Source organism: Pseudomonas sp. R1-18, assembly GCF_051132095.1.
GTDB lineage: Bacteria > Pseudomonadota > Gammaproteobacteria > Pseudomonadales > Pseudomonadaceae > Aquipseudomonas.
Map to the genome: position 1 here is coordinate 2,253,927 of NZ_CP071658.1, position 21,374 is coordinate 2,275,300.

A 21,374-nucleotide genomic window follows, 5' to 3' on the forward strand; every position below is an offset into this window, starting at 1 on the left:
ATGAAATACGAGCATTGGCTCGAACTGGCGATTTTGAGATCGGTGCAGGTGTTGAGCGACGACGAGTCCCGAAAACTGACATTCGGGCAGATCTACATGCAGCTGGTGCGCATCTGTCCAAGCGTTCCCTCCATCGCACAGTGCGTCATGGCCGTGGATGTGCTGGTCAGGGAGGGGCTCATTCTCTCGGAGAAAGTGCTGGATGCCGACCCGCGCTTTCCCTATACGCAGCACCTCATCACGGGGCTTACCGAAGTTGGTGCTGCGTCCCTGAGCAGTCTGGAACAGACCCCGCTGACGTCCGCCGGCCGAGCATGGTCGAGCATCGGCAGCCCTGGCCGATGCAGGTGAGGGGCAGGGCAATCACTCCGCGCCGCTCACTTCGATCCAGGTAGGTGCGTGGTCGCTGGCGTGCGCTTCGCCACGCACCCATGCGTCGACACCGGCACGCATAAGCCGGCTGGCGAGCACCGGGTTTAACAGCAGATGGTCGATTCGCAGCCCGGAGTTTTTCTGCCAGTGCTGTCGGAAATAATCCCAGAAGGTATAAACCCGTTCCCCGGGATGCAAATGACGGATCGAATCGGTCCAGCCCTGGGACAACAGACGCTCGAAACACTCGCGGCTTTCAGGCTGGATCAACGCGTCCTTCAGCCAGGAACGAGGGTTGTAGACATCCAGATCGGTCGGAATCACATTGAAGTCGCCAGCCAGCACCACGGGATGTTCACTCGCCTGCAAGCCTGCCGCATGGGCAATCAACTGCTCGAACCACCTGAGCTTGTAGTCGAACTTCGGACCCGGCTGCGGATTGCCATTGGGCAGGTACAGGCACCCGACAATCACGCCGTGGGCCGCGGCCTCGATATATCTGGCCTGGGTATCGTCTTCGGCGCCGGGCAGACCTTTGCGGATCAGTAACGGCTCGGCGTCCCGGGCCAGAATGGCCACGCCATTCCATGACGGCTGACCATGGTGCAGACAACCGTAGCCCGCGTCCTCCAGCTCCTGAGCCGGAAAGGCCGAATCGCGGGCCTTGAGCTCTTGCAGGCAGACCACATCCGGCTGCTCGCGCGCCAGCCATTGCAGAAGATTCGGCAGTCGCGCGCCAATACCATTGACGTTGAATGTGGCTATTTTCAGGTTGTCCATTCGCTGTGCCTCCAATGGTCCCGGTTCATCGAACTGCCTGTATTGCGCGGCTGGTGCCGGCATCGAGTGCGCATTTATCTGCGGATTCTGTTCTGAGGCGATCGCAAGACATTAGTTCGAGGTTTCTCCCGCTCAAGCAGGGGGAACGTTTGCAGCCCGGCTTTCTCCAAAACGATGTGGCAAGCATTTCATTCATTTCTGGAGGCGACTATGCAGCCCGAGACCGAAGGCAACGAAGAAAAGGGACCCAACCACGTTCCGTATATCAACGATCCCGGCAAACGCCCGCATCCCGACGGCGGCTCGCCACGGGACGGCGAGCCTGAAATCACGGATGCCAATGGCGAAAGCCTGGACAACGATGACAATGTCGCCGGTTGACTCAAGCAGGATCGGCAGAGGAGACCACGTGTGATCGATGCATCCGGTGAACCGCTCAGGCGACTGTTCTTCGCACTGGATTGCCCGCCCGAGCAACGACGGGCGATTGCCCGGTGGCGCGGAACGCTTGGGCTGCGCGCCGGGCGCCCGGTCCCGGCGGAAAACTTTCACGTCACGCTGCTGTTCCTCGGCGCGGTTGCAGCGGCGCAGGTGCCCGACATCTGCACGGCGGCCGCCAAGGTCCGGGTGCCGGGCAAGGCGGTCCGACTGATACTCGACCGACTGGACGTCTGGCGCCGGTCCGGCGTGATGGTGCTGGCCGCTGAGCAGGCGCCGCCGGAGCTGCTGCGTCTGGTCTACGCACTGGAGCAGGCCATGCTGCCCTTCGGTCTTGAAGACAGACCGAAGGAATTCCGACCGCATCTGACCCTGATGCGTGACTACCGCGCTCAGGTGCCGGAAGCGACGATACCTGCGGAGTTTTATCTGCGCGCCGAGCACTTCGCGTTGTACGAATCCCATAAAGGCGGCTACCGCGTCCTGGCCGAATGGCCGCTGCTGGCGGCTCACAGCTGAAAAGCGCACGCGCATTGCAGTTGCTCGCCAGATACCGAGCCAGCCGCCACCGACGACCGTCCGTCGACCTGTGCCGATCTCACCTCAACCGAATAGCAGGTAACCGCTCTAAACAAGTGATTCCAGCATTCGCGTAAATAAGGAGAACGCTATGCCTGTTTCTCACGATCTTTATCAAGACCTGCATTACCCGAGAGAAATCATTCAGCAGCGCCGCCAGACCGACCCGGAGCTGGACCGCCTGCTTGATGCGTATGTGGATATCGATAACCAGGTACTGGCGGCGGAATCCATCAGCGCCGGTAACGTCGACGATCAGGGACTGCGTGCCCTCAAGGAACGACGCCTGGCAACCAAGTACATGATTGAAAAGCAGCTGGACAAAGTTCGCGCCTAGGCTGAGATAGCCAATGGTGCATCGCGCGACACCACTGCCCATGCCTATCTGGGCCTGGGTTTTACAGTAGCGTGAACGCCTTAAACTCGCTCCTGATCCCGGCCTTGCGTCCGCTCGTGTCCGAGCCCGATGCAGGGCCGGGATCTTCGTTTGGCCGATAATAAACCGGCCTTTCATGACCGAGCGCAGGTCTTCTGAACCTTTTGTCTCTCCGCCCCCTCGTAACATTCGGACATAGCCGGGCCGTTCCGGATTTGCTTGCGAGGAACCACCAATGCAGCTGCTTCACCCCAAAGCGCACTATCGGCCTTACAGCTCGGCGTCGGGAGGCTGGGGCTCGGCGCAGTCAGTGATGCGCATCCTGTGGCGGGAACAGGCGGTGCGAAAAGGCTCGCTGGCCTTGTTGCGGCAAAACAAGCCCAAAGGCTTTGGCTGCGTCAGTTGCGCCTGGGCCAAGCCCGGCAACCCGCATGCGCTTGAGTTCTGTGAAAACGGTGCCAAGGCCACCGCCTGGGAACTGACGTCGCTGCGGACCGGCCCCGAGTTTTTCGAACGCCACACGCTCAGTGAATTGCGGACATGGTCTGATCACGCGCTGGAGCAGCATGGTCGCCTGACCCACCCATTGCGCTACGACCCGGCCACCGACCGTTATCTCCCGACTACCTGGGAGGCGGCCTATGCCGAGATCGGCACGCAGATGCGCGCGCTGGATCCCGAGCAGGTGGTGTTCTACGCTTCCGGCCGGGCATCGCTTGAAACCTCGTTCATGTATCAGCTGATGGCCCGCGCCTACGGCAGCAACAACCTGCCGGACAGCTCGAACATGTGCCACGAAAGCACCTCGGTCGGCTTGCAGGAGAGCATCGGCGTACCGGTCGGGACGGTGACGCTTGCCGATTTCGAGCACACCGACTGCCTGTTCTTCTTCGGCCAGAACGTAGGCAGCAACAGCCCGCGTATGCTTCATCCGCTGCAGGAAGCGCGCAAGCGGCAGGTGCCGATCATCACTTTTAACCCGATTCGCGAGCGCGGGCTGGAACGCTTCGTCAATCCGCAATCCCCCCGCGAAATGCTCGGCCCGGAATCGACGGTCATCAGCACCCAATACCATCAGGTGGCAATCGGCGGAGACATTGCGGCGTTGACCGGGATCATCAAGACGCTGCTGGCAATGGACGAGGCAGCCCGGGCGCAGGGTAAGCCTGCGGTGCTGGACCATGCTTTCATCAGTCAGCACACCGAGGGTTTCGACGCGCTGGTCGCACAAGTCGACGGTCACTCCTGGGCAGAGATCGAGCAGCGGTCGGGGCTGACCCGCGCGGCTCTGGAAGCGGCTGCCACGGTGTATGCCCGCAGTGAGCGAGTGATGGTGGTGTACGGCATGGGCATGACCCAGCACCGTCACGGCGTGGAGAACGTGCAGATGCTGGTCAACCTGTTGTTGCTGCGCGGCAACATCGGCAAGCCGGGCGCGGGGATCTGTCCGGTGCGCGGGCATTCCAACGTGCAGGGGCAACGCACGGTCGGCATCACCGAGGACCCGGCCAAGGTGCCGGCCGACAAGATCCAGCAGCTGTTCGGCTTCCAGGTGCCGGAACGCATGGGTACCAGTACCGTTGACGCCTGTGCCGGCATTATTGACGGCAGCATCAAGGGTTTTATCGGTCTGGGCGGCAATTTTCTGCGCGCCGTTCCCGACACCGGGCGCATGGAGCCTGCCTGGGCCAGCCTCGAAATCAATGTGCAGGTGGCGACCAAGCTCAATCGCACCCACCTTGTGCCGGGCAAACGTGCCTGGCTGCTGCCCTGTCTGGGCCGTATCGAAATTGATCGGCAGGAAGGGGTCGAGCAGGCTTATAGCACTGAAGACAGCACCGGGTGCATCCACGGCTGGAAGGGCACCACCGAGCCCGCGGGTGATCAGCTGCGCGCGGAAGTGGCGATTGTCGCCGGCCTGGCTCAGGCCATTCTCGGCGACAAGACGCGCATTCCGTGGGACGACTGGCGTCGTGATTACGCAAGGATTCGTGCGGCCATGGGCGCGGTCTACCCCGAGATCTTCCATGACATGGAAACACGTATGTGGGAGAAGGGCGGTTTTCATCGTCCGCTCGGCGCGTGCGAGCGACAGTGGGCGACCGAGTCGGGCAAGGCGCAGTTCATCGCCCCGCGAAGCCTCGATGAAAACGACGATGTCGCCGTCGGCGCCCGGCGCGACGTGCTGCAACTGATGACGCTGCGCAGCAATGACCAGTTCAACACCACGATCTATGGCTTTGACGATCGGTTTCGCGGCGTACACGGGACGCGCAGCGTCATCTTCCTCAACCGCAACGACGTGGTGCGCCTCGGCTACGCGCCCGGCGACTGGGTCATGCTGCGCACGGCCATCGAGCCTGAGGTGCGGCGCGAGGTCGGCCCGATGCAGATCATCGCCTACGATATTCCGACCGGTTGCGCGGCGGCGTACTACCCCGAGTGCAACCCGCTGGTGCCGCTATGGCACTACGCCGAGCGCAGCAAGGTTCCCGCTGCCAAGTCGGTGCCGATCACGCTCCACGCCGCGAACCCATCGGCGGTCGATGCGCGACTGGTGATTCCCGCCGGGGATCAGGTCCTGTAAACGCATGTGACATGCCGGCGGCGCGCAGGACTCAGGGAGCCGGAAACGTTACCCTGACCACCGCGCCGCCGTCGTTTTGTCGGCTGATCACAGCGTTACAGCGCTTGGCCAGAGCATCTATCAGCCCCAGACCGCGTACCTTCGACTTAGTCTCAGCAGGCTGATCAAGGTGCTGAGGCGCAAACCCCGGGCCTGTGTCCCGGACTGTGACCTGCACCGAATCATCCGCTAGCCGTTTGATCGAGAAGCCGAGAGTGCATGCTTCGCCACCGCCATGCTTGATGGCATTGGTGACAAGCTCATTGACGATCAGACCCAGTTCGGAAGCCAGCTTGAACGGCGCCCTGACGGACTGTACGTCGATAGACAACGGCGCTGCCGTACCGGTGTCCGCCTGGAGCGAAGCGCGGACCAGATTGGTCAGATACTCGGCAAGATCGACAAAACCGGTGGGGCTGCGATGCAGCTCGGCCTGTACGGCGCCCACGCCCTGAATCCGCGTGATGGCCGATTCCAGCAGACGCCTTGCTTCGTCGCCCTCGGCGCGCATCCTCGATATTTGCAAGAACGCGATGATGAGCTGCAGGTTGTTTTTGACCCGATGGTTGAGCTCGTCGAGCAGAACCTCCTGGTGCGCTTCAAGGTCCTTCTGCTCTGTGATGTCGATGCAGCTGCCGAAGTAGCCGGCAAACTCGCCCTTTCGATAGAACGGTGCGCCGTTGTCCAGAAACCAACGGTAAACGCCGTCGCTGCGACGCAGCCGGTAGGGCATGGTGAACCGTTCCCGGGCCTCAAAAGCTTCGGTGTAGATCTTCACGCAGCGATCGAAGTCGTCAGGATGTACATCTTCCGCCCAGCCAAAACCGAACAGCTGCTCCTGTGTCCTGTCGGTAAAATCCAGCCACGGCTTGTTGAACCAGTCGCAGAGTTTGTCCAGGCGCGACCTCCAGATCATCACCGGGGCGTTGTCGGCCAGTTCGCGAAATTCGGCCTCGCCAAGCTCTGCGGCGTGATCCGTGCCGTTGTCGGGTTCAGTCATTTTCATTTCCATACAAACGGCCTGATTCGGTAAAGATCATCAGAGGTCCGGGCATCGTGGTCGTCGGGGAAGGGCCACCCTTTATCAGTGCGTGGACGATGCGGGCACTTCGGGCGAGGTCATCGGGGGTGTAGGGCTTGGACAGCAAACCGAGCGCGTGACCGGTGTTTGTCTTGGCGACCTTGGTCTGGCCGCTTACATACAGCGACTGAATGGCGAATTGTTCGAACAGAACTCTGACAAGCTCGACGCCCTCGTCGTGGCCGTTAAGGTTGATGTCGACAAAGGCAAGGTCAGGGCTGCGTTCCTGAGCGAGCGTGAGGGCCTGACTGACGTCGTAAGCCGGGCCGACCACCTCGTGACCGTCTTCTTCGAGCGCAATTTCCGCCAGAAGGGCCAGTATGGGATCGTCTTCAACCAACAGGATACGCATTCAGTTGTTCTCGATTACAGCAAGGGTCAGGTGCTTTGGTGCGGTGGTCGGCGCTCCGATCAATGTCGGAGGCCAAGGTGCGGCCTGCCAGGGGTCGCTGTCTCCTGGAGTGTCTCGCTGGACGGCCGGGATGACCCCGCCTGGCGCGGCGATGGCGGTCAGTATGCCCGACATGACATGCCATGTGTCAGGAAACGTTACGCCTCCTGCCGTGTCCAGGGCGGGGTTTAAAGCGCATCAGGTAGCACCCGGCTACTCGGTCATCTTCTTTAGAGCGCGCACGATGTCCTCGGCGGACTGCTGCGTTACAGCGCCCGGATGCTGATCGAACATATGCGGAACGCCGGGGTAGACGTGCAGTTCAACCGGCACGGCGCAGCGCGAAAGTTGCAGGGCGAACGCGACGCCTTCGTCCAGAAACAGGTCCAGCGCGCCGACACTCAGAAAGCTGGCCGGCAGGCCGCTGAGGTCACTGGCCAGCGCCGGTGAAAAGTGCGCCTGGCGCTGGTCGTCCAGCGCATAGGAGCCCTGCATGCATTGCCAGCAGAACCGGTTTGCGTCGCGCGTCCAGCTCAAATGGCCGGTGGTGGGATTGTCGTGAGGTGCCTGCGCCTGACCGGTGCGGTGATCGAGCATGGGATAGACCATCAGCAGCCCGGCGAGCTGATGTTCGCCTTTGTCACGCGCCAGAATTGCCGTTGCCGCAGCCAGCCCACCGCCGGCGCTGTGGCCCATGATGACCACGCGCGCGGGGTCGACGTGCAAGGAGCTGCTCTGCTCGAAAATCCATTTCAACGCCTGGTAGCAGTCTTCCAGAGGGACAGGAAAAGGATGTTCAGGCGCAAGGCGATAGTCGACGGCGACGATCAGAATCTCCAGTTCCTGCGCCAGCCCGGCCAGATAGTCATCAGCCATCTCCGGCCTGCCCAGCACAAAACCGCCGCCATGGATGTACAGCATTGCAGGCAGACTTTCCGCTGACGGGTTCGCTGGCCGATACACGCAAAGACGCAGGTTGTGGCCGTCCAGCGGTGAGATGATCTGGCGTTGGTCGCCACGAGACAGCTCCATTGCTTTATAGGATGCGTCGATCCGCGCTCTGATGGCGGGCAGCTCGGAGAGGGTCCAGCGGCTCATCGGCTCGTTAATGAAGGCTGCGTATTCGGGGTCAAGCAATTGGTCAAACTTCATGGGCGGTCCTTTCTTTCGGGGCCGGCCATCCGGGGCGTGAAACCCGGGGCAGCAGCGAGGCCCGTTTCTTATTCGAAAGCCAGACCTGTATCACGACCGGCCGGCATGCCGGCTGCCGATGGCAGGCCCTTTGCGTTCAGGTTTAACACAAGAAGCCGGTCGGGTCGAAACAGCCATGTCGCGCGACGCGGCCAGCAAACCGTCGGGCTGATTTCCGTTAAAAATCCGCTCGCTGTCTCTTCTACTCGGCACGCTCTGCCGCTACCATTGCGCGCCCCGGTTTTTGCATGCCGGGAGGTTTGCAATGCTGGCGTCCCGCCGGCCCTGCACATGGTCCGAAACTCGCCCGCCACTCACTGCAGCGGCGTCGAGCGAAGCCGAGTCACCCATTTCCGTTCATTCGTCACGCCCCGGCACCCGCCGAGAGGCGCCGTTGTTCGTGGTTTGGAAATATTTTTTGCGCTGCACCCGCGGCGCTTGTTTCACCCGCCATGGGCGGGTTGGCAATCGATCAACGAGGTCTTGAGGGAATATGTCTGTCCAACTGCTGGCCATGGCGCTGGCGCCTTTGCTTGGGCTGTTCATCATCAGTATCGGCAACGGGATGCTTTCGTCGCTCACCACATTAAGGCTCGATGCGTTAGGCGAATCGGCCACCATGGTCGGCGTGGTGTCGTCAGCTTATTTCATCGGGTTGACCCTGGGTTCGATCTTCAATGACCGGCTCATCGTCCGGATCGGCCACATCCGCGCTTACAGCTGCTTCGCGGCGCTGATCGCCACCAGCATTCTGTTCCAGGGAATGTCCACCGAACCGTGGACGTGGTTTGCGCTGCGTCTGATCAACGGCTGGGCCAGCGTCGGGGTGTTTCTGGTCGTGGAGAGCTGGCTGCTGCTGGCGGCCGATCCCAAGATTCGCGGGCGCCTGCTGGCGATGTACATGATCGCCCTGTATGGCGCGGGCCTGCTCGGCCAAGCCAACCTTGGCGCTATCTCACAGACGGGCGACACCATACCGTTCATGATCGCCGCGATTCTCGCTTCGCTGTCGCTGCTGCCGATCGTGATGATTCCCCGCGTGACGCCCATCGTCGAGCGCGCCGAACCACTGATGCCCCTGCAACTGTTGCGCAGCACGCCAACCGGCGTGATCGGCTGTTTCGGGTCCGGCATCGCCATCGCCGCGGTGTACACCTTGCTGCCGCTGTACCTGCAACGCATCGGGATGGACGTGGCGGAAGTCGGGTACATGATGGCCAGCGTGATTCTTGGCGCGATGTTGCTGCAGTATCCGGTCGGACGCTGGTCCGACCATCAGGACCGGCAACTGGTACTGATCGTGCTGGGTGCCGCATGCGCGGTTCTGTCGGTGGTTATCCTGATGCTGCCGCCGACCTCGCCGCTGCTGACCGTAGCGTTCTTTCTGCTGGGCGGCGGGGTGTTCGCGATCTATCCGGTCGCAGTCAGTCACTCCGCGGACCACGCCTCGTCCGGTGCGATCGTGCGCATGATTCAGGGCCTGCTGCTGATCAACTCGCTCGGCTCTGCGATCAGCCCGCTGCTGATTTCTCCGCTGATGACCAGGGTCGGCGAGGCAGGGCTGTTCTGGGCGATGGCGGTGCTCAACGTCTGTCTGGTGGCGCTTTTCGTATGGCGTCGAGGCAAGCGTTCGGAGCCGGTCACCGCGGCACCCTTTACCGCCGCCGCGCAAATGTCGCCGGTCGGCGTGGAGCTGCGAGTGACCGAAGACCTGGCCCAGGCGGTGCACGACCACCAGCTGGAAACCGAAGCGGCCGCTCAAGAGCAAGCGGAGCAGGAACAGGCCGTGCAGCCGATACTGCGCAACGCATCGTAGAGCTTCAGGCTTCGACAAGGCAGCGCATGCCGGGCAGGTCGCCCGGATTTGGCCGGCCACCGGTTTCGTCGTATGCTGCGCCAGCAATCGGTTGTGGGCGCAATGCCCATGCACCGACTTGAGGACGACCTCACCCATTTTCGGGCATGGCTATCCGGGACGGCCCGGTTCTTTGACAAGGGGACCGAGCATGGCTTGGGTTTATCTTTTGCTGGCGGGTGTGCTGGAAGTGGTCTGGGCGTTCGCCATGAAAAACTCGGATGGCTTCAGCAAGCTCACGCCGTCAGTCATTACCATGGTGGCGATGATCGCAAGCTTCGGCCTGCTGGCAGTTGCGATGAAAAGTCTGCCGCTTGGCACCGCTTATACCATCTGGACGGGCATCGGGGCGGTCGGCGCTTTCATCGTCGGCATCACCGTGCTCGGCGAGCCGGTCAATACGTGGCGGATTCTGGCGGCGGTGTTGATCGTAAGCGGGCTGGTGATGATGAAAGTGTCGTCCAGTTAAGCGCGGTCAAGCTCAGACAGTTCCTGATGCCCCCACAGGAGCGCATGGCACGGGCAGTGCATTGATGCGTGCTTGATATCGCGCGCTGAATGCCCAACCATGCGCCCCATTTCGACCCCTATCGCCATCGAGTCGCCAGATGAATCAAGCTCCGCCACAACCCTTGGTTGATGATCGGTACAAGTTGCTGGTCGATTCGGTTACTGACTACGCCATCTACATGCTCGGGCCCACCGGTGAGGTGGCCAGCTGGAACCCTGGCGCCAGGCGTTTCAAGGGGTACGAAGCGCACGAGATCATCGGCCAGCATTTCTCTCGCTTCTACACCGAGGAAGACCGCGCGTCGGATCTTCCGCAGCGCGCGCTCGCCACTGCCGCGCAGGAAGGCCGGTTCGAAAAAGAAGGCTGGCGGCTGCGCAAGGACGGCACGCGTTTCTGGTGCCATGTAGTGATCGACCCGATCCGCTCTCCGGACGGCGAAATCGTCGGCTTCGCCAAGGTGACTCGCGACCTCACCGAGCAACGCCTGGCCCAGGAGACCCTGCGCCAGTCCCAGGAGCAATTCCGTCTGCTGGTCCAGGGCGTCACCGACTACGCCATCTATATGCTTGATCCGACCGGACGGATCACCAACTGGAATTCGGGCGCACAGCGCATCAAGGGTTATGCACCCGAAGAAGTCATCGGCAGGCACTTTTCGCTGTTTTTCGAGGAGCCCGAGCGTCTGGCCGGGGTGCCGGAACGCAGCCTGCATACAGCACGGGCCGAAGGACGTTTCGAAAATCAGGGCTGGCGGGTCCGCAAGGACGGCAGCCGTTTCATGGCCAACATCGTCATCGATGCCATTCGCAGCGACGGCGGCGAGCTGCTGGGCTACGCCAAGATCACGCGCGACATCACCGAGTCGGTGGAAGCCCAGCGGGCACTCGATCAGGCGAAGGAGGCGTTGTTCCAGTCGCAGAAGATGGAATCCCTGGGTCAGCTCACTGGTGGTATCGCCCACGACTTCAACAACCTGCTGATGGCGATCCTCGGCAGCCTGGAAATCGTGCGCAAGCGGGTGCCGGAAGACCCGCGCGTGACACCGTTGCTGAACAACGCCATTCAAGGCGCTCAGCGCGGTGCCTCGTTGACCCGCAGGATGCTCGCCTTCGCCCGACGGCAGCAGCTGGTGCTGGAGCTGATCGATGTGGCGGCCATGGTCCGCGGCATGTCCGAGTTGCTGCAAAGCTCGCTCGGCACGCGTGTCCAGATCGACACGCGCTTCCCGCTGTTCCTGCGATCGGTGCGCGCCGATAACCATCAACTGGAGCTTGCCGTGCTGAACCTGGCGCTCAACGCCCGGGACGCGATGCCCGATGGCGGCACGCTGACTATTGAGGCCAAAGAGCACCAGGTTGCCGACACGCCGGGCGGGCTCGCGCCAGGCGCCTACATCTGCCTGTCGTTGCGGGACACCGGCGAGGGCATGGATGCCGCTACGCTGGCCAAGGCAACTGAACCTTTTTTCACCACCAAGGGGGTGGGCAAGGGCACTGGCCTTGGTTTGTCGATGGTGCATGGCCTGGCCGAGCAGATCGGCGGCAAACTGGTTCTCAACAGCAGCAAGCCGGGCGGCACCACCGCCGAACTCTGGCTGCCAGCGGTCGACGGCGTCGCCTCGGGTCCCGAGCAGACCTCCGCCGAGCAGTCGCGCCGCACCCGGGCATGCACGGTGTTGGCAGTGGATGATGATCCGCTGATCCTGTTCAGCACTGCGGTGATGCTTGAGGACATGGGTTACAGCGTACTGACCGCGGGCTCTGCGGAGCAGGCGTTGGTCGTTCTTGATGAGTCCGGGAAGGGCGTCGACGTGCTGGTGACCGATCAGATGATGCCAGGCATGACCGGGACAGAGCTGGCCGAGCGGGCACGAGCTGCCCGGCCTGATCTTCCGGTCCTGCTGGTAACCGGCTACGACGATGGCGACAGTACGGTCGGCCTGTATCCGCAGTTGTCCAAACCCTTTGATCAACAACGCCTGGCAACGGGGCTGGCGGACCTGCTGGATCAATGGAATCTGCCGCCTGCGTGATGCCGTGCCCAGGCTGACCGGTGCAGGAGCCGTCACGCTCTGATGAGCGGACGCCGCCCGACGGATCGCCGCTGTAAAGGCGCAAGGCGATCTCAAGCCGGGCACGAAAGCCAGTAACAACGCGGTCGAGGCCTGTGGGCAGATCCAGATGCTGCATAATGGCCGCCACCGGTTTCGCCTTTACGGCGACCCCCTTTTTGTTACGGCAAAAAGGGGGGAAAAACCATTGCTCCTGGTTTCGGCCCCTTCGGGGTTCCCTCGCTCCGGCGCTGCTCCGGGGGCCGCACCGATGGGCCGTCCCTGGCCCTACGGCGCTAACTCGCCATCCATGGCTCGTTTCCCCCTGCGCAACGCCTCCACTCGGCCTGCACAAGTCGCGTTCTGCGTCGCCAGCGACATCGTTGTAAGAGCCAAATGTCTTTCGTCACTCTGATCAGCGGGCGCAGCCAGACGGATAGCCGCCCGACGGATCGCCGCCCGGTCCGCTCCCACGGCTTGCGCAGACTCTGTTGGAGCTAGCTTGCTGGCGAGGACATGACAACAGACGACACAACAGCTGCGACTGTGCCGGCCTCTTCGCCAGCAAGACGGATCGCCGCCTGCTGGCTCCCAGATGGATATCCTGCGCCCGTGCCTGCACCTGAATCTGCGTAGCGATCGGGCGGCGATCCGTCGCGCGGCCCTTCGCTTGTCCGCAAAAGCTATGCTCGCGCGGCGTTGCTTGAGACGTCCCGATACAGCGCTTTTTCACGCTCGATCATCAGGTCGGCAAGGTACCAGTACGCCTGGCCCCACGCGTTGAGGATTTCATCGGTAGCAGCATCGCCCAGCACATCCTTGATGGCCGGCAACAGCGCTTCAGCCACTGCCGGGTAATGTTCGGCTTTCACTCGGGTTGCCACATGGCGCGCACAGATCGCGTTGACTGCGCCTTCGATCACCTCAAGCCGGTCGACGTTATTGGCAAAGGCCAGGATCGCCGCCGCCAGGCGTTTGGGCTGCTCCCCGGATTTCTGCGCAGCCTGATCGAACAGCGCCGCGATGTCCGGATTGACGAACAGGCGCTCGTACATCCGCGTGGTGATAGCCACGCCATGCTGCTGCAACGCCGGTGCCGTCGATTTGATCACTGCAATGGTTTCGGGTGAAAGCGGCTCGCTCATACATCACTCCACATCGGCTTTTATGTAATACGGTGTCCCGAGTCTAGACTCACGAGCGCCCTCTGTAACTGAGCTACATCAGTGTTCTGGCCGATGCGGGCGCTACAGAGCCCGCTTGAGAAATGGCGCCGTGCGGCTTTGCGCACAGTCCGCGACTTGGCTCGGTGTGCCGCTCGCCACCACCTTGCCACCGGCGGTCCCGGCGCCCGGTCCGATGTCGATCACCCAGTCGCTCTGGGCAACCACCCGCATATCGTGCTCGACCACCACCACCGTGTGGCCGCTGTCCACCAGGCGGTTCAGCTGTATCAACAGACGATCCACGTCCTGCGGATGCAGGCCGTTGGTCGGTTCGTCCAGAACGTACAAGGTTTCACCTCGCGCTGTGCGCTGCAGCTCGGTCGCGAGCTTTATCCTCTGCGCCTCGCCGCCGGACAGTTCGGTCGCAGGCTGACCCAGGCGCAGATAACCAAGGCCGATGTCTTGCAAAACCTGAAGCGAGCGCCGGGCTGCCGGTTGCCCGGCGAACACGTCACAGGCCTGATCGACGGTCAGTTGCAGAACCTGCGAGATGTTCAGACCCTGCCAGTTCACTGCCAGCGTTTCGGGGTTATAGCGTGCTCCGTGACACGTAGGGCAGGGCGCGTAGACGCTGGGCATGAACAGCAGTTCCACACTGACGAAGCCTTCGCCTTCGCAGGTCTCGCAACGGCCTTTGGCGACGTTGAAAGAGAACCGGCCGGCATCGAAGCCAAGCTCCCGCGCCTGCTCGGTCGCGGCGAATAACTTGCGTACGTGATCGAACAGGCCGGTGTAGGTCGCGAGGTTCGAGCGCGGGGTCCGGCCGATGGGTTTCTGGTCGACCTGAACCAGCCGTCTGACGGTTTCGAGACCGGCGCTGACGTGACCAGCGCTGGTCTGCACCGGTTCGTCTTCCAGGCTCTGCTCATCAGTCTCGGCATTGTTGGCGGTCTGGCCGAGGTGAGCACCGACCAGTTCCAGCAGCGCCTGGCTGACCAGGCTGGACTTGCCCGAGCCGGAAATTCCGGTAACCGCCGTGAAACAGCCGAGCGGGAAAGCCGCGTCGAGGTTGTCGAGATTGTTGCGGGTGATGCCTTCGAGCCGCAGCCAGTTGCGCGGTTCGCGCAGGTTGCGGCCCGGCGTGTTCTGCCCCGAGGCCTGCTCGGGAAACAGATAGGCTCGGGTCCGCGATTCGCCAACCTGCTCAAGCCCCGCCGGCGGCCCGCTATAAAGGATGAGGCCTCCGTGTTCGCCAGCGTCCGGGCCGACGTCGATGATCCAGTCGGCGCGGCGCATGGTGTCCAGGTCATGCTCGACCACAAACACCGAATTTCCGGTCGCCTTGAGACGCTGCAGCGCACCGAACAGCGCTTCGCTGTCGGCGGGATGCAGGCCGGCAGAGGGCTCATCCAGCACATAGATGACACCGAACAGCTGGGAGTTGAGCTGGGTGGCCAGGCGCAGGCGTTGCAGTTCGCCGGAAGACAGCGTGGGCGTACTGCGTTCCATGGCCAGGTAGCCGAGGCCGAGGTCGATCAGGGTGACGATGCGCTCCAGCAGTTCGGCGGCAATACGTTGCGCCGCGAGGCGTTTTTCCACGGAGAGATTGGGCGTATGGCGGGCATCCGGGCCGCCGGCGTGCGGGTTTTCACCTTTGGCCGCGCGCTGTTCGCGTGCCGCGCGGGTCTGCTGATGGCTGAGGATAGCACCGGGCTCTTCGGCCTGCTGAAGATAGTCGGGGGCGGCGACGGCCTTGAGCACTTCGGCCAGATCGAGCAACGGCAGGTGCGACAGCTCCGCGATGTCCATGCCGGCAAAGGTGACGGTCAAGGCTTCACGTTTGAGACGCTTGCCGTCGCAGACAGGGCAGGCGCTGGCACGCATATATTGCGAAACGCGTTTGCGCATCTGGGCGCTTTGCGAGTGCATGAACGTGTGCATCAGGTAACGCCGCGCACCGCTGAAAGTGCCCTGATAACTGGGCTCGAGCTTGCGTTTCAGTGCACTGCGCGTCTGCTCCGGGGTCAGCCCGGCGTACACCGGAACCGTGGGTGTTTCTTCGGTGAACAGAATCCAGTCGCGCTGCTCTTTTGGCAGGTCGCGCCAGGGAATGTCCACGTCATAGCCGAGGGTCACCAGAATGTCGCGCAGATTCTGGCCCTGCCACGCCATTGGCCATGCGGCCACGGCTCGCTCGCGGATCGTCAACGACGGGTCCGGAACCATCGACGCTTCCGTCACCTCATACACGCGCCCCAGCCCGTGACATTCCGGGCAGGCGCCTTGCGGCGTATTGGGCGAGAAGTCTTCGGCATAAAGCATGGGCTGGTCGGCGGGGTAACTGCCGGCCCGCGAGTAGAGCATGCGGATCAGACTCGACAGGGTGGTCACGCTGCCCACCGATGAACGCGCACTGGGCGTGCCACGCTGCTGTTGCAATGCGACGGCTGGCGGCAGACCTTCGATGGCCTCCACATCCGGGACGCCGACCTGATCGATCAGGCGCCGGGCGTAGGGCGCAACTGACTCGAAATAGCGGCGTTGCGCTTCGGCATAAAGGGTCGAAAAAGCCAGCGATGATTTGCCAGACCCCGATACGCCGGTGAACACCACCAGCGCATCGCGAGGGATTTCCACGCTGACGTTCTTCAGGTTGTGTTCGCGGGCGCCACGCACCCGGACGAAGCCACTGCTTTGAGGCAAGGCGGGGTTTGAGACGGTCGGCTTGTGTGACGGCATTAAGCGTTCCTTGTGAGGTGCGTGGTTTGCGGCCTGGCTCTGCAAGCAGACAGAAGGGTGCCGGAATCGAACGGTGCGGCGACGCAGCGGCGCGAGTGTCCCGAACGGCCCTGTATGGAAGCCGATCCTGAGCTACGCTGATCAACACTCCGGCGGCTCGCTGATCACCGGGGTGAAAGGTATGACGCGCAGCGCGTGTCCCGGTTCCTGCTCGTTTGGGTTGGAGGCCGCATCAGGTTGCTGCCCGAACGACCTTGCGCATTCCTTACTGCATCTCGAATGCCGGAATAGCCACCATGCATGCAGCCATCGCGGGACCGGACGGGTCGCAACGCCCACTGAGCACTCTGGTGGCGTGTCATGAGTGCGACTGGCTGATGGTCAGAATGCCGGTGGCCGCCGGCGAGAGCGCGCAATGTCCGCGCTGCGGTTATGAACTGTACAGCCATCGCCGAGGTATGTTGCAGCGCTGTCTGGCATTGACAGTGGCGGCCTTGCTGCTCTTCATTCCGGCCAACTTCCTGCCGCTGATCTCCTTGAAAATGCTCGGGCATCACGCTCAAGACAGCGTGTGGGCGGGCGTACAGGCGTTGTGGCGCACCGGCATGCCGGCGATTGCCTTGGTGGTGCTGCTTTGCGCAATGGTGATTCCGCTGGTGAAGCTGCTGTGCGTGCTGGCGGTGCTATTGAGCATCCGGTTCAACCGCGCACGTCATATCGGGTTGCTGCTCTACCGCATTTATCACCGTTGTCGCGCATGGGGCATGCTTGAGATCTACCTGATGGGTTCGCTGGTGGCCATGGTCAAACTGGCCGGGCTGGCTCAACTGACTCTGGGTGTCGGTGCCGCTTGTTTCGTCGCGCTGGTGCTGCTTCAGATCTGGCTTGAGGTGACGCTGTCCTCGCATCAGATCTGGGAAGCCTTGTCGGGGGAGGACGTCCATGCGTGCCATTGATGCTGGAATTCTGGTCTGTCCGGATTGCCATCGGCTGGCGCCGATGCAGCCGAACGGCAGCGCCGAGTGCACGCGTTGCGGCGCCGCGCTGCACGCGCGTCGACCAGACAGCCTGAAACGCACCTGGGCGCTGCTGCTGACGTCGCTGATCCTGTATGCGCCGGCTAATCTGCTGCCGATCATGACCGTCAACACCCTGGGCAGTGGCGAGCCGGACACCATCATGTCCGGCGTACTGACGTTGATCCGCTTGGAGATGTGGCCCATCGCAGCCGTGGTGTTCGTGGCCAGCATCGCGGTGCCGACCTTCAAGTTGGTGGCCATGGCCGTATTGCTGTATTCGGTGCAGCGCAGGCTGGCCATGTCTCCCCGTCAGAGGGCAGTGATGTTTCGCTTCATCGAATGGATCGGTCGCTGGTCGATGCTCGATATTTTTGTCATTGGCATTCTGGTGGCGCTGGTCGATTTCGGTCATCTGGCGAGCATCGAAGCAGGTTATGGCGCGGTGGCATTTGCAAGCGTCGTGGTGCTTACCATGCTGGCCGCGCTGGCTTTCGATCCACGACTGATCTGGGATAACACAGATGCCGCCCATGGCCAGCCCTGAGAACTCCGAGCCCGTCATCCGGCCGGCGTCCAGCTGGTCGGTGATCTGGATTTTGCCCATTCTGGCGTTGTTGATCGGTGGTTGGCTGTTGTGGCGGGCCTACGATCAGGCCGGCGTGGAAATCCAGGTGATCTTCGCCACGGGGGAAGGCCTGCAGGCGGGCAAGACCGAAGTCATTTTCAAGGGCATGCCGATCGGCAAGCTCAAAAGTATGACGCTGGATGAGAGCGGCGCGCGGCGTGGTGTTATCGCCACGCTGGAAATGGACAAGCGCGTCGAACCCTACCTGCTCCAGCGCACGCGATTCTGGCTGGTCAAACCCAGCGTGAGCCTGGCTGGCGTGTCCGGCCTCGAAACCCTGATGTCAGGTAATTACATTGCCGCGAGCCCCGGTGACGGCGAGCCGACACGCGAATACGTGGCGCTCGCCGAGCCGCCGCCGCTGGCCGATACCTTGCCTGGGCTGCACCTGACCTTGCGCGCCGAACGACTCGGTTCCCTGAGCCGGGAAAGCCCGGTGTTCTACAAACAGATCGTGGTGGGCCGGGTCAAGAGCCACGGTCTGGCCGCCGACCAGGCCGCGGTTGAAGTGAAGATAGTCATCGATCCCGAGTACGCTTCGCTGGTGCGCCAGAACACCCGCTTCTGGAACGCCAGCGGTGTGACCGTCGACGCCGGGCTGACTGGCGTGAAAGTCCGCACCGAATCGCTTGCGAGCATCATCGGCGGCGGCATCGCCTTTGCTTCGCGCGATCAGGAGCGGGACCCTCCACTGAGCGATACATCCCAGGTGATCCCGTTGTATGAGGACTTCGACGCCGCGCAAGTGGGCATTGTGGTCAAGGTAAGGTTTCCGGATTTCGAGGGATTGCAGGCCGGGCACACGCCGGTGATGTACAAAGGCATCCACGTCGGGACACTGAAAAGCCTGGTCGGCACCGATGACCTGAACAGTGCGGCGGCGGAGCTGACCCTCGACCCGCGCGCCGAGCCGTATCTGCTCGAAGGCACCGAATTCTGGGTGGTCAAGCCGACCATCTCGCTCGCGGGCATCAGTGGCCTTGAGGCGCTGGTCAAGGGTAACTACATCGCCGTGCGTCCTGGCAAGAAAGGCGCGCCTGCCGCGCGCGAATTCGTCGCCCGCACCAAGCCGCCGCCGCTGGACCCGCGCGCGCCCGGCCTGCATATGGTGCTGTTCGCAAGCGTACTGGGTTCGCTGGAGGTGGGCAGCCCTGTGCTCTACAAGCAGATCAAGGTCGGCTCGGTGCAAAGTTATCAGTTGTCGCGAGACCGTACCCAAGTGGCGCTGGGGGTGCATATCGAGCCGGACTACGGCGGATTGATCAACACTTCGACGCGTTTCTGGAACGCCAGCGGGGTCACGCTTACCGGCGGGCTGGCCGGCATAAAGCTCAAGAGCGAGTCACTGCAAAGCCTGCTGGCGGGCGGAATCAGTTTCGAAACGCCCAATCCCGCAGCGCCGGTCTCCACCAGAAAAGTCCAGCGCTTCAATCTGTTTGCCGACCGCGACAGCGCGATGAAGCCCGGCGTGCTGGTCAGCATCCAGGTCGAGGACGGCGAGGGCCTGCGTCCGGGCGCACCTATTCGCTACAAAGGGCTGGATATCGGTACGGTGGAAAGCCTTGAGCTGTCCTCCAGCCTGACGACAGTGGTGCTGAAAGCCAGGATCACCGAGGGCGCGGAGCGGGTCGCACGAGCCGGCACGCAGTTCTGGGTGGTCAAGCCGCAGTTGGGGCTGACCCGGGCGGCCAATCTGGAGACCGTGCTGACTGGCCGCTACGTTCAGGTGCAGCCTTCGCCAAGGCCAGGCGTGACCCAGACCTCATTCACGGCGCTGGATGGCCCGCCCGCGCAGGTTGAACCCGAAGCGGGGCTGAGCCTGGTCCTCAGCACGGCGCGGCGCGGTTCGATCAAGCCTGGAGTCGAGGTGACCTACCGGGAGATCCCGGTGGGTAAAGTCACCCGCGTCCAACTGGGGCCCAGCGCCGACCGGGTGCTGATCCACATTCTGATCGAGCCGCGCTACGCGACACTGGTGCGCAGCGGCAGTCGCTTCTGGCACGCCAGCGGTTTCGGGTTTGACTGGGCGCTGTTCAAGGGCGCAACGATTCGCACCGAGTCGGTCGAGGCTCTGCTGGAAGGCGGAATCGCTTTCGCGACGCCCGATAGTGCGCAGATGGGCACGCCTGCACGGCCCGAACAGACCTTCGCGCTGATGGACGAAGCCGATGAGGAATGGCTGAAATGGGCGCCAAGTATCAAGCTGGCACCGTGATCGCTGCCCGGTCCGGGTACAGGAGACCGATGAAAAAGTTGTGGCAGCAGTACCTCGCCTTGCTGGAAAACGACCTTAGCGCGAAGGTTTTCGACAACGTCAAAAACCTGCTGGTCTGCGCGCTGCTGTTCGCCGCCGGCACCAGCGCGCTACGCGGTGAGCACCCGGTGCTGCTCGGGCTGCTGGGGACACAGGTCGCCGGCTGGAGCCTGATCGCGATCTCGGCGGTGCTGATGTTTCTCAACATCAGCGACGGCCCGCACCGCGTGGCCCGCCAGCGCTACCACGTTGTGATCCTGGTGGTGCTATGGGCTTTCTATCTGGTCGTGGCCATGAGAATCGTCGAGATCGTCTGGAATTTCAGATCGGACTGACTGACCGAGCACTTCGGTGTCGCTCCGGCCTGGACCGAGACACAAGCCCGGCCCGGACTTGTGGGAGCGGACTTGTCCGCGAAGAGGCCTGTACAGGCTCACCTCCCGCTTCGCTCGTCACGACGCTTTCGCGGACAAGTCCGCTCCCACTAAAATCCGCGTCTGAAGCTGATCCCCAAGACCCGCCGGACTTGTCGGAGCGGACTTGTCCGCGAAGAGGCCTGTACAGGCTTAGCTCCCGCTTTGCTTGTCACGACGCCTTCGCGGACAAGTCCGCTCCCACCCGTCTAAGGCTTGGCCACCAGTTTCTGATAACCCATGCGCATGTCCGTAGCCCAGCCGTCCAGTACTGGCTTCACATCTTCCAGCGTCAGCTGGGTGGCATCGTTTTCCAGAGGCGTACCGGAGCCTTTGCGCACCAGCTGACCCACTATCTTTTTGCTGTCGCCATCCAGGAACGCCAGTTCTGTGGCGATGACCACAATCTGGTCGCGGCCCCCGGCAGCGGTGTTGACCGCGGCGGCGACCAGCGCTATGGGGATGATCTCATAGGGCTGCAAACCCTCGGTGCTGGTGTAAACCGCGGTGATGGCCGGGCGCACGACGATGGTGCCGGGGCCGGGACCTTGTGCGAGCGGCAGATCCTTGCCCAGTTCGCGCTTGAGCGCGGTGTCGTAATATCTGGAAATCGACTGCAACGCCTGGCTGCTGACCACCGCGGTTGGCTGTGGCATCGGATAGAACTGGCTCGGCTCTATATAGACCTGCGTATAACGCGCCGGGTCGATGTCCGCAGTGATCCAGCGCATGACCGGCGCGCCAGTGGCGCTTTTCTCAGGCTTGAGCTGGCTGTAATCCTTGAGAAAGCCGGAATAATCGCCGGGGTCAACCTGTGAACTGGTACATGCGCCAAGGGCCAGCACAGCGCAGCAGCACACTGCTTTCACGGCCTTGATGTTCATCGAGTCACTCCTTGTCTGCGTAAA

The 21,374-nt window shown here is 62.5% G+C and carries 19 protein-coding genes; 12 read left to right on the forward strand and 7 right to left on the reverse strand.

Translation table 11 applies throughout. The annotated features are described in order from the left end of the window. On the forward strand, positions 1 to 351 hold the full coding sequence (locus J3P77_RS10485) for a hypothetical protein (RefSeq protein WP_434681560.1): 351 nt from the start codon (positions 1 to 3) through the stop codon (positions 349 to 351). A 12-nt stretch (positions 352 to 363) separates the two neighbouring features. On the opposite strand, the gene J3P77_RS10490 is transcribed toward J3P77_RS10485, so the two are convergent. After that, positions 364 to 1,152: an exodeoxyribonuclease III gene (locus J3P77_RS10490; protein WP_434681562.1), complete on the reverse strand. Its 789-nt coding sequence runs from the start codon at positions 1,150 to 1,152 to the stop codon at positions 364 to 366. A gap of 210 nt (positions 1,153 to 1,362) precedes the next feature. Here J3P77_RS10490 and J3P77_RS10495 point away from each other — a divergent pair, with 210 nt between their 5' ends. From J3P77_RS10495 to J3P77_RS10510, 4 genes are all read left to right on the forward strand, one after another. Next, positions 1,363 to 1,533 carry a hypothetical protein gene (locus J3P77_RS10495; RefSeq protein WP_434681564.1) on the forward strand — a complete coding sequence of 57 codons (171 nt, stop codon included), beginning with the start codon at positions 1,363 to 1,365 and terminating at the stop codon, positions 1,531 to 1,533. Between the two features lie 30 nt (positions 1,534 to 1,563). After that, positions 1,564 to 2,109 (forward strand): RNA 2',3'-cyclic phosphodiesterase, encoded by a 546-nt coding sequence (thpR, locus tag J3P77_RS10500; protein ID WP_434681566.1) that lies wholly within the window; start codon positions 1,564 to 1,566, stop codon positions 2,107 to 2,109. 151 nt (positions 2,110 to 2,260) lie between these two features. Further along, positions 2,261 to 2,506: a hypothetical protein gene (locus J3P77_RS10505; RefSeq protein WP_434681569.1), complete on the forward strand. Its 246-nt coding sequence runs from the start codon at positions 2,261 to 2,263 to the stop codon at positions 2,504 to 2,506. 274 nt (positions 2,507 to 2,780) lie between these two features. After that, positions 2,781 to 5,132: an FdhF/YdeP family oxidoreductase gene (locus J3P77_RS10510; RefSeq protein WP_434681571.1), complete on the forward strand. Its 2,352-nt coding sequence runs from the start codon at positions 2,781 to 2,783 to the stop codon at positions 5,130 to 5,132. A 31-nt stretch (positions 5,133 to 5,163) separates the two neighbouring features. On the opposite strand, the gene J3P77_RS10515 is transcribed toward J3P77_RS10510, so the two are convergent. The 3 genes from J3P77_RS10515 to J3P77_RS10525 form a co-directional block, all read right to left on the reverse strand. Then, a complete protein-coding gene (locus tag J3P77_RS10515; protein ID WP_434681572.1) occupies positions 5,164 to 6,171 on the reverse strand; it encodes a sensor histidine kinase in 1,008 nt (335 codons plus the stop codon). Further along, positions 6,164 to 6,604: a response regulator gene (locus tag J3P77_RS10520; RefSeq protein ID WP_434681573.1), complete on the reverse strand. Its 441-nt coding sequence runs from the start codon at positions 6,602 to 6,604 to the stop codon at positions 6,164 to 6,166. Before J3P77_RS10520 ends, J3P77_RS10515 begins: the two co-directional genes overlap by 8 nt. 252 nt (positions 6,605 to 6,856) lie before the next feature. Further along, on the reverse strand, positions 6,857 to 7,795 hold the full coding sequence (locus J3P77_RS10525; RefSeq protein WP_434681575.1) for an alpha/beta hydrolase: 939 nt from the start codon (positions 7,793 to 7,795) through the stop codon (positions 6,857 to 6,859). 532 nt (positions 7,796 to 8,327) lie between these two features. Here J3P77_RS10525 and J3P77_RS10530 point away from each other — a divergent pair. From J3P77_RS10530 to J3P77_RS10540, 3 genes are all read left to right on the forward strand, one after another. Beyond that, positions 8,328 to 9,650 (forward strand): MFS transporter, encoded by a 1,323-nt coding sequence (locus tag J3P77_RS10530; RefSeq protein ID WP_434681578.1) that lies wholly within the window; start codon positions 8,328 to 8,330, stop codon positions 9,648 to 9,650. 190 nt (positions 9,651 to 9,840) lie between these two features. Then, the gene (sugE, locus tag J3P77_RS10535) at positions 9,841 to 10,158 is read left to right on the forward strand and encodes a quaternary ammonium compound efflux SMR transporter SugE (RefSeq protein WP_434681580.1); all 318 of its coding nucleotides are present in this window, start codon (positions 9,841 to 9,843) and stop codon (positions 10,156 to 10,158) included. A 139-nt stretch (positions 10,159 to 10,297) separates the two neighbouring features. Next, a complete protein-coding gene (locus tag J3P77_RS10540; RefSeq protein ID WP_434681582.1) occupies positions 10,298 to 12,232 on the forward strand; it encodes a PAS domain S-box protein in 1,935 nt (644 codons plus the stop codon). 701 nt (positions 12,233 to 12,933) lie between these two features. Here J3P77_RS10540 and J3P77_RS10545 read toward each other — a convergent pair. Together J3P77_RS10545 and J3P77_RS10550 are read right to left on the reverse strand one after the other, a co-directional pair. Further along, positions 12,934 to 13,395: a globin domain-containing protein gene (locus J3P77_RS10545; RefSeq protein WP_434681583.1), complete on the reverse strand. Its 462-nt coding sequence runs from the start codon at positions 13,393 to 13,395 to the stop codon at positions 12,934 to 12,936. A 102-nt stretch (positions 13,396 to 13,497) separates the two neighbouring features. Beyond that, the gene (locus J3P77_RS10550) at positions 13,498 to 16,155 is read right to left on the reverse strand and encodes an excinuclease ABC subunit A (protein WP_434681584.1); all 2,658 of its coding nucleotides are present in this window, start codon (positions 16,153 to 16,155) and stop codon (positions 13,498 to 13,500) included. Positions 16,156 to 16,451: 296 nt separating this feature from the next. On the opposite strand from J3P77_RS10550, the gene J3P77_RS10555 reads away from it, so the two are divergent. From J3P77_RS10555 to J3P77_RS10570, 4 genes are read left to right on the forward strand one after another with little or no spacing between them, the layout of a single operon-like run. Further along, positions 16,452 to 17,111, forward strand: a complete 660-nt coding sequence (locus J3P77_RS10555; protein WP_434681585.1) for a paraquat-inducible protein A — start codon at positions 16,452 to 16,454, stop codon at positions 17,109 to 17,111. Further along, positions 17,098 to 17,718, forward strand: coding sequence for a paraquat-inducible protein A (locus tag J3P77_RS10560; RefSeq protein WP_434681586.1), 621 nt, complete (start codon positions 17,098 to 17,100; stop codon positions 17,716 to 17,718). Before J3P77_RS10555 ends, J3P77_RS10560 begins: the two co-directional genes overlap by 14 nt. After that, positions 17,705 to 20,014, forward strand: coding sequence for an MlaD family protein (locus J3P77_RS10565; RefSeq protein ID WP_434681587.1), 2,310 nt, complete (start codon positions 17,705 to 17,707; stop codon positions 20,012 to 20,014). The genes J3P77_RS10560 and J3P77_RS10565 overlap by 14 nt, the downstream gene beginning before the upstream one ends. Before the next feature lie 29 nt (positions 20,015 to 20,043). Further along, positions 20,044 to 20,388, forward strand: a complete 345-nt coding sequence (locus tag J3P77_RS10570) for a hypothetical protein (protein WP_434681588.1) — start codon at positions 20,044 to 20,046, stop codon at positions 20,386 to 20,388. Between the two features lie 287 nt (positions 20,389 to 20,675). Here J3P77_RS10570 and J3P77_RS10575 read toward each other — a convergent pair whose 3' ends face one another. Then, positions 20,676 to 21,350: a DUF3313 domain-containing protein gene (locus J3P77_RS10575; protein ID WP_434681589.1), complete on the reverse strand. Its 675-nt coding sequence runs from the start codon at positions 21,348 to 21,350 to the stop codon at positions 20,676 to 20,678. Positions 21,351 to 21,374 lie beyond the last annotated feature (24 nt).

Excerpts from the sequence above, each read along its gene's own strand:
- J3P77_RS10570 (WP_434681588.1), top strand. The coding sequence starts at position 20,044 with ATGAAAAAGTTGTGGCAGCAGTACCTCGCCTTGCTGGAAAACGACCTT.
- J3P77_RS10530 (WP_434681578.1), top strand. The coding sequence starts at position 8,328 with ATGTCTGTCCAACTGCTGGCCATGGCGCTGGCGCCTTTGCTTGGGCTG.
- J3P77_RS10565 (WP_434681587.1), top strand. The coding sequence starts at position 17,705 with ATGGCCAGCCCTGAGAACTCCGAGCCCGTCATCCGGCCGGCGTCCAGC.
- J3P77_RS10555 (WP_434681585.1), top strand. The coding sequence starts at position 16,452 with ATGCATGCAGCCATCGCGGGACCGGACGGGTCGCAACGCCCACTGAGC.
- J3P77_RS10495 (WP_434681564.1), top strand. The coding sequence starts at position 1,363 with ATGCAGCCCGAGACCGAAGGCAACGAAGAAAAGGGACCCAACCACGTT.
- J3P77_RS10505 (WP_434681569.1), top strand. The coding sequence starts at position 2,261 with ATGCCTGTTTCTCACGATCTTTATCAAGACCTGCATTACCCGAGAGAA.
- J3P77_RS10540 (WP_434681582.1), top strand. The coding sequence starts at position 10,298 with ATGAATCAAGCTCCGCCACAACCCTTGGTTGATGATCGGTACAAGTTG.
- J3P77_RS10560 (WP_434681586.1), top strand. The coding sequence starts at position 17,098 with ATGCGTGCCATTGATGCTGGAATTCTGGTCTGTCCGGATTGCCATCGG.
- J3P77_RS10575 (WP_434681589.1), bottom strand. The coding sequence starts at position 21,350 with ATGAACATCAAGGCCGTGAAAGCAGTGTGCTGCTGCGCTGTGCTGGCC.
- J3P77_RS10485 (WP_434681560.1), top strand. The coding sequence starts at position 1 with ATGAAATACGAGCATTGGCTCGAACTGGCGATTTTGAGATCGGTGCAG.
- sugE (WP_434681580.1), top strand. The coding sequence starts at position 9,841 with ATGGCTTGGGTTTATCTTTTGCTGGCGGGTGTGCTGGAAGTGGTCTGG.
- J3P77_RS10550 (WP_434681584.1), bottom strand. The coding sequence starts at position 16,155 with ATGCCGTCACACAAGCCGACCGTCTCAAACCCCGCCTTGCCTCAAAGC.
- J3P77_RS10545 (WP_434681583.1), bottom strand. The coding sequence starts at position 13,395 with ATGAGCGAGCCGCTTTCACCCGAAACCATTGCAGTGATCAAATCGACG.
- J3P77_RS10510 (WP_434681571.1), top strand. The coding sequence starts at position 2,781 with ATGCAGCTGCTTCACCCCAAAGCGCACTATCGGCCTTACAGCTCGGCG.
- J3P77_RS10520 (WP_434681573.1), bottom strand. The coding sequence starts at position 6,604 with ATGCGTATCCTGTTGGTTGAAGACGATCCCATACTGGCCCTTCTGGCG.
- J3P77_RS10515 (WP_434681572.1), bottom strand. The coding sequence starts at position 6,171 with ATGACTGAACCCGACAACGGCACGGATCACGCCGCAGAGCTTGGCGAG.
- J3P77_RS10490 (WP_434681562.1), bottom strand. The coding sequence starts at position 1,152 with ATGGACAACCTGAAAATAGCCACATTCAACGTCAATGGTATTGGCGCG.
- J3P77_RS10525 (WP_434681575.1), bottom strand. The coding sequence starts at position 7,795 with ATGAAGTTTGACCAATTGCTTGACCCCGAATACGCAGCCTTCATTAAC.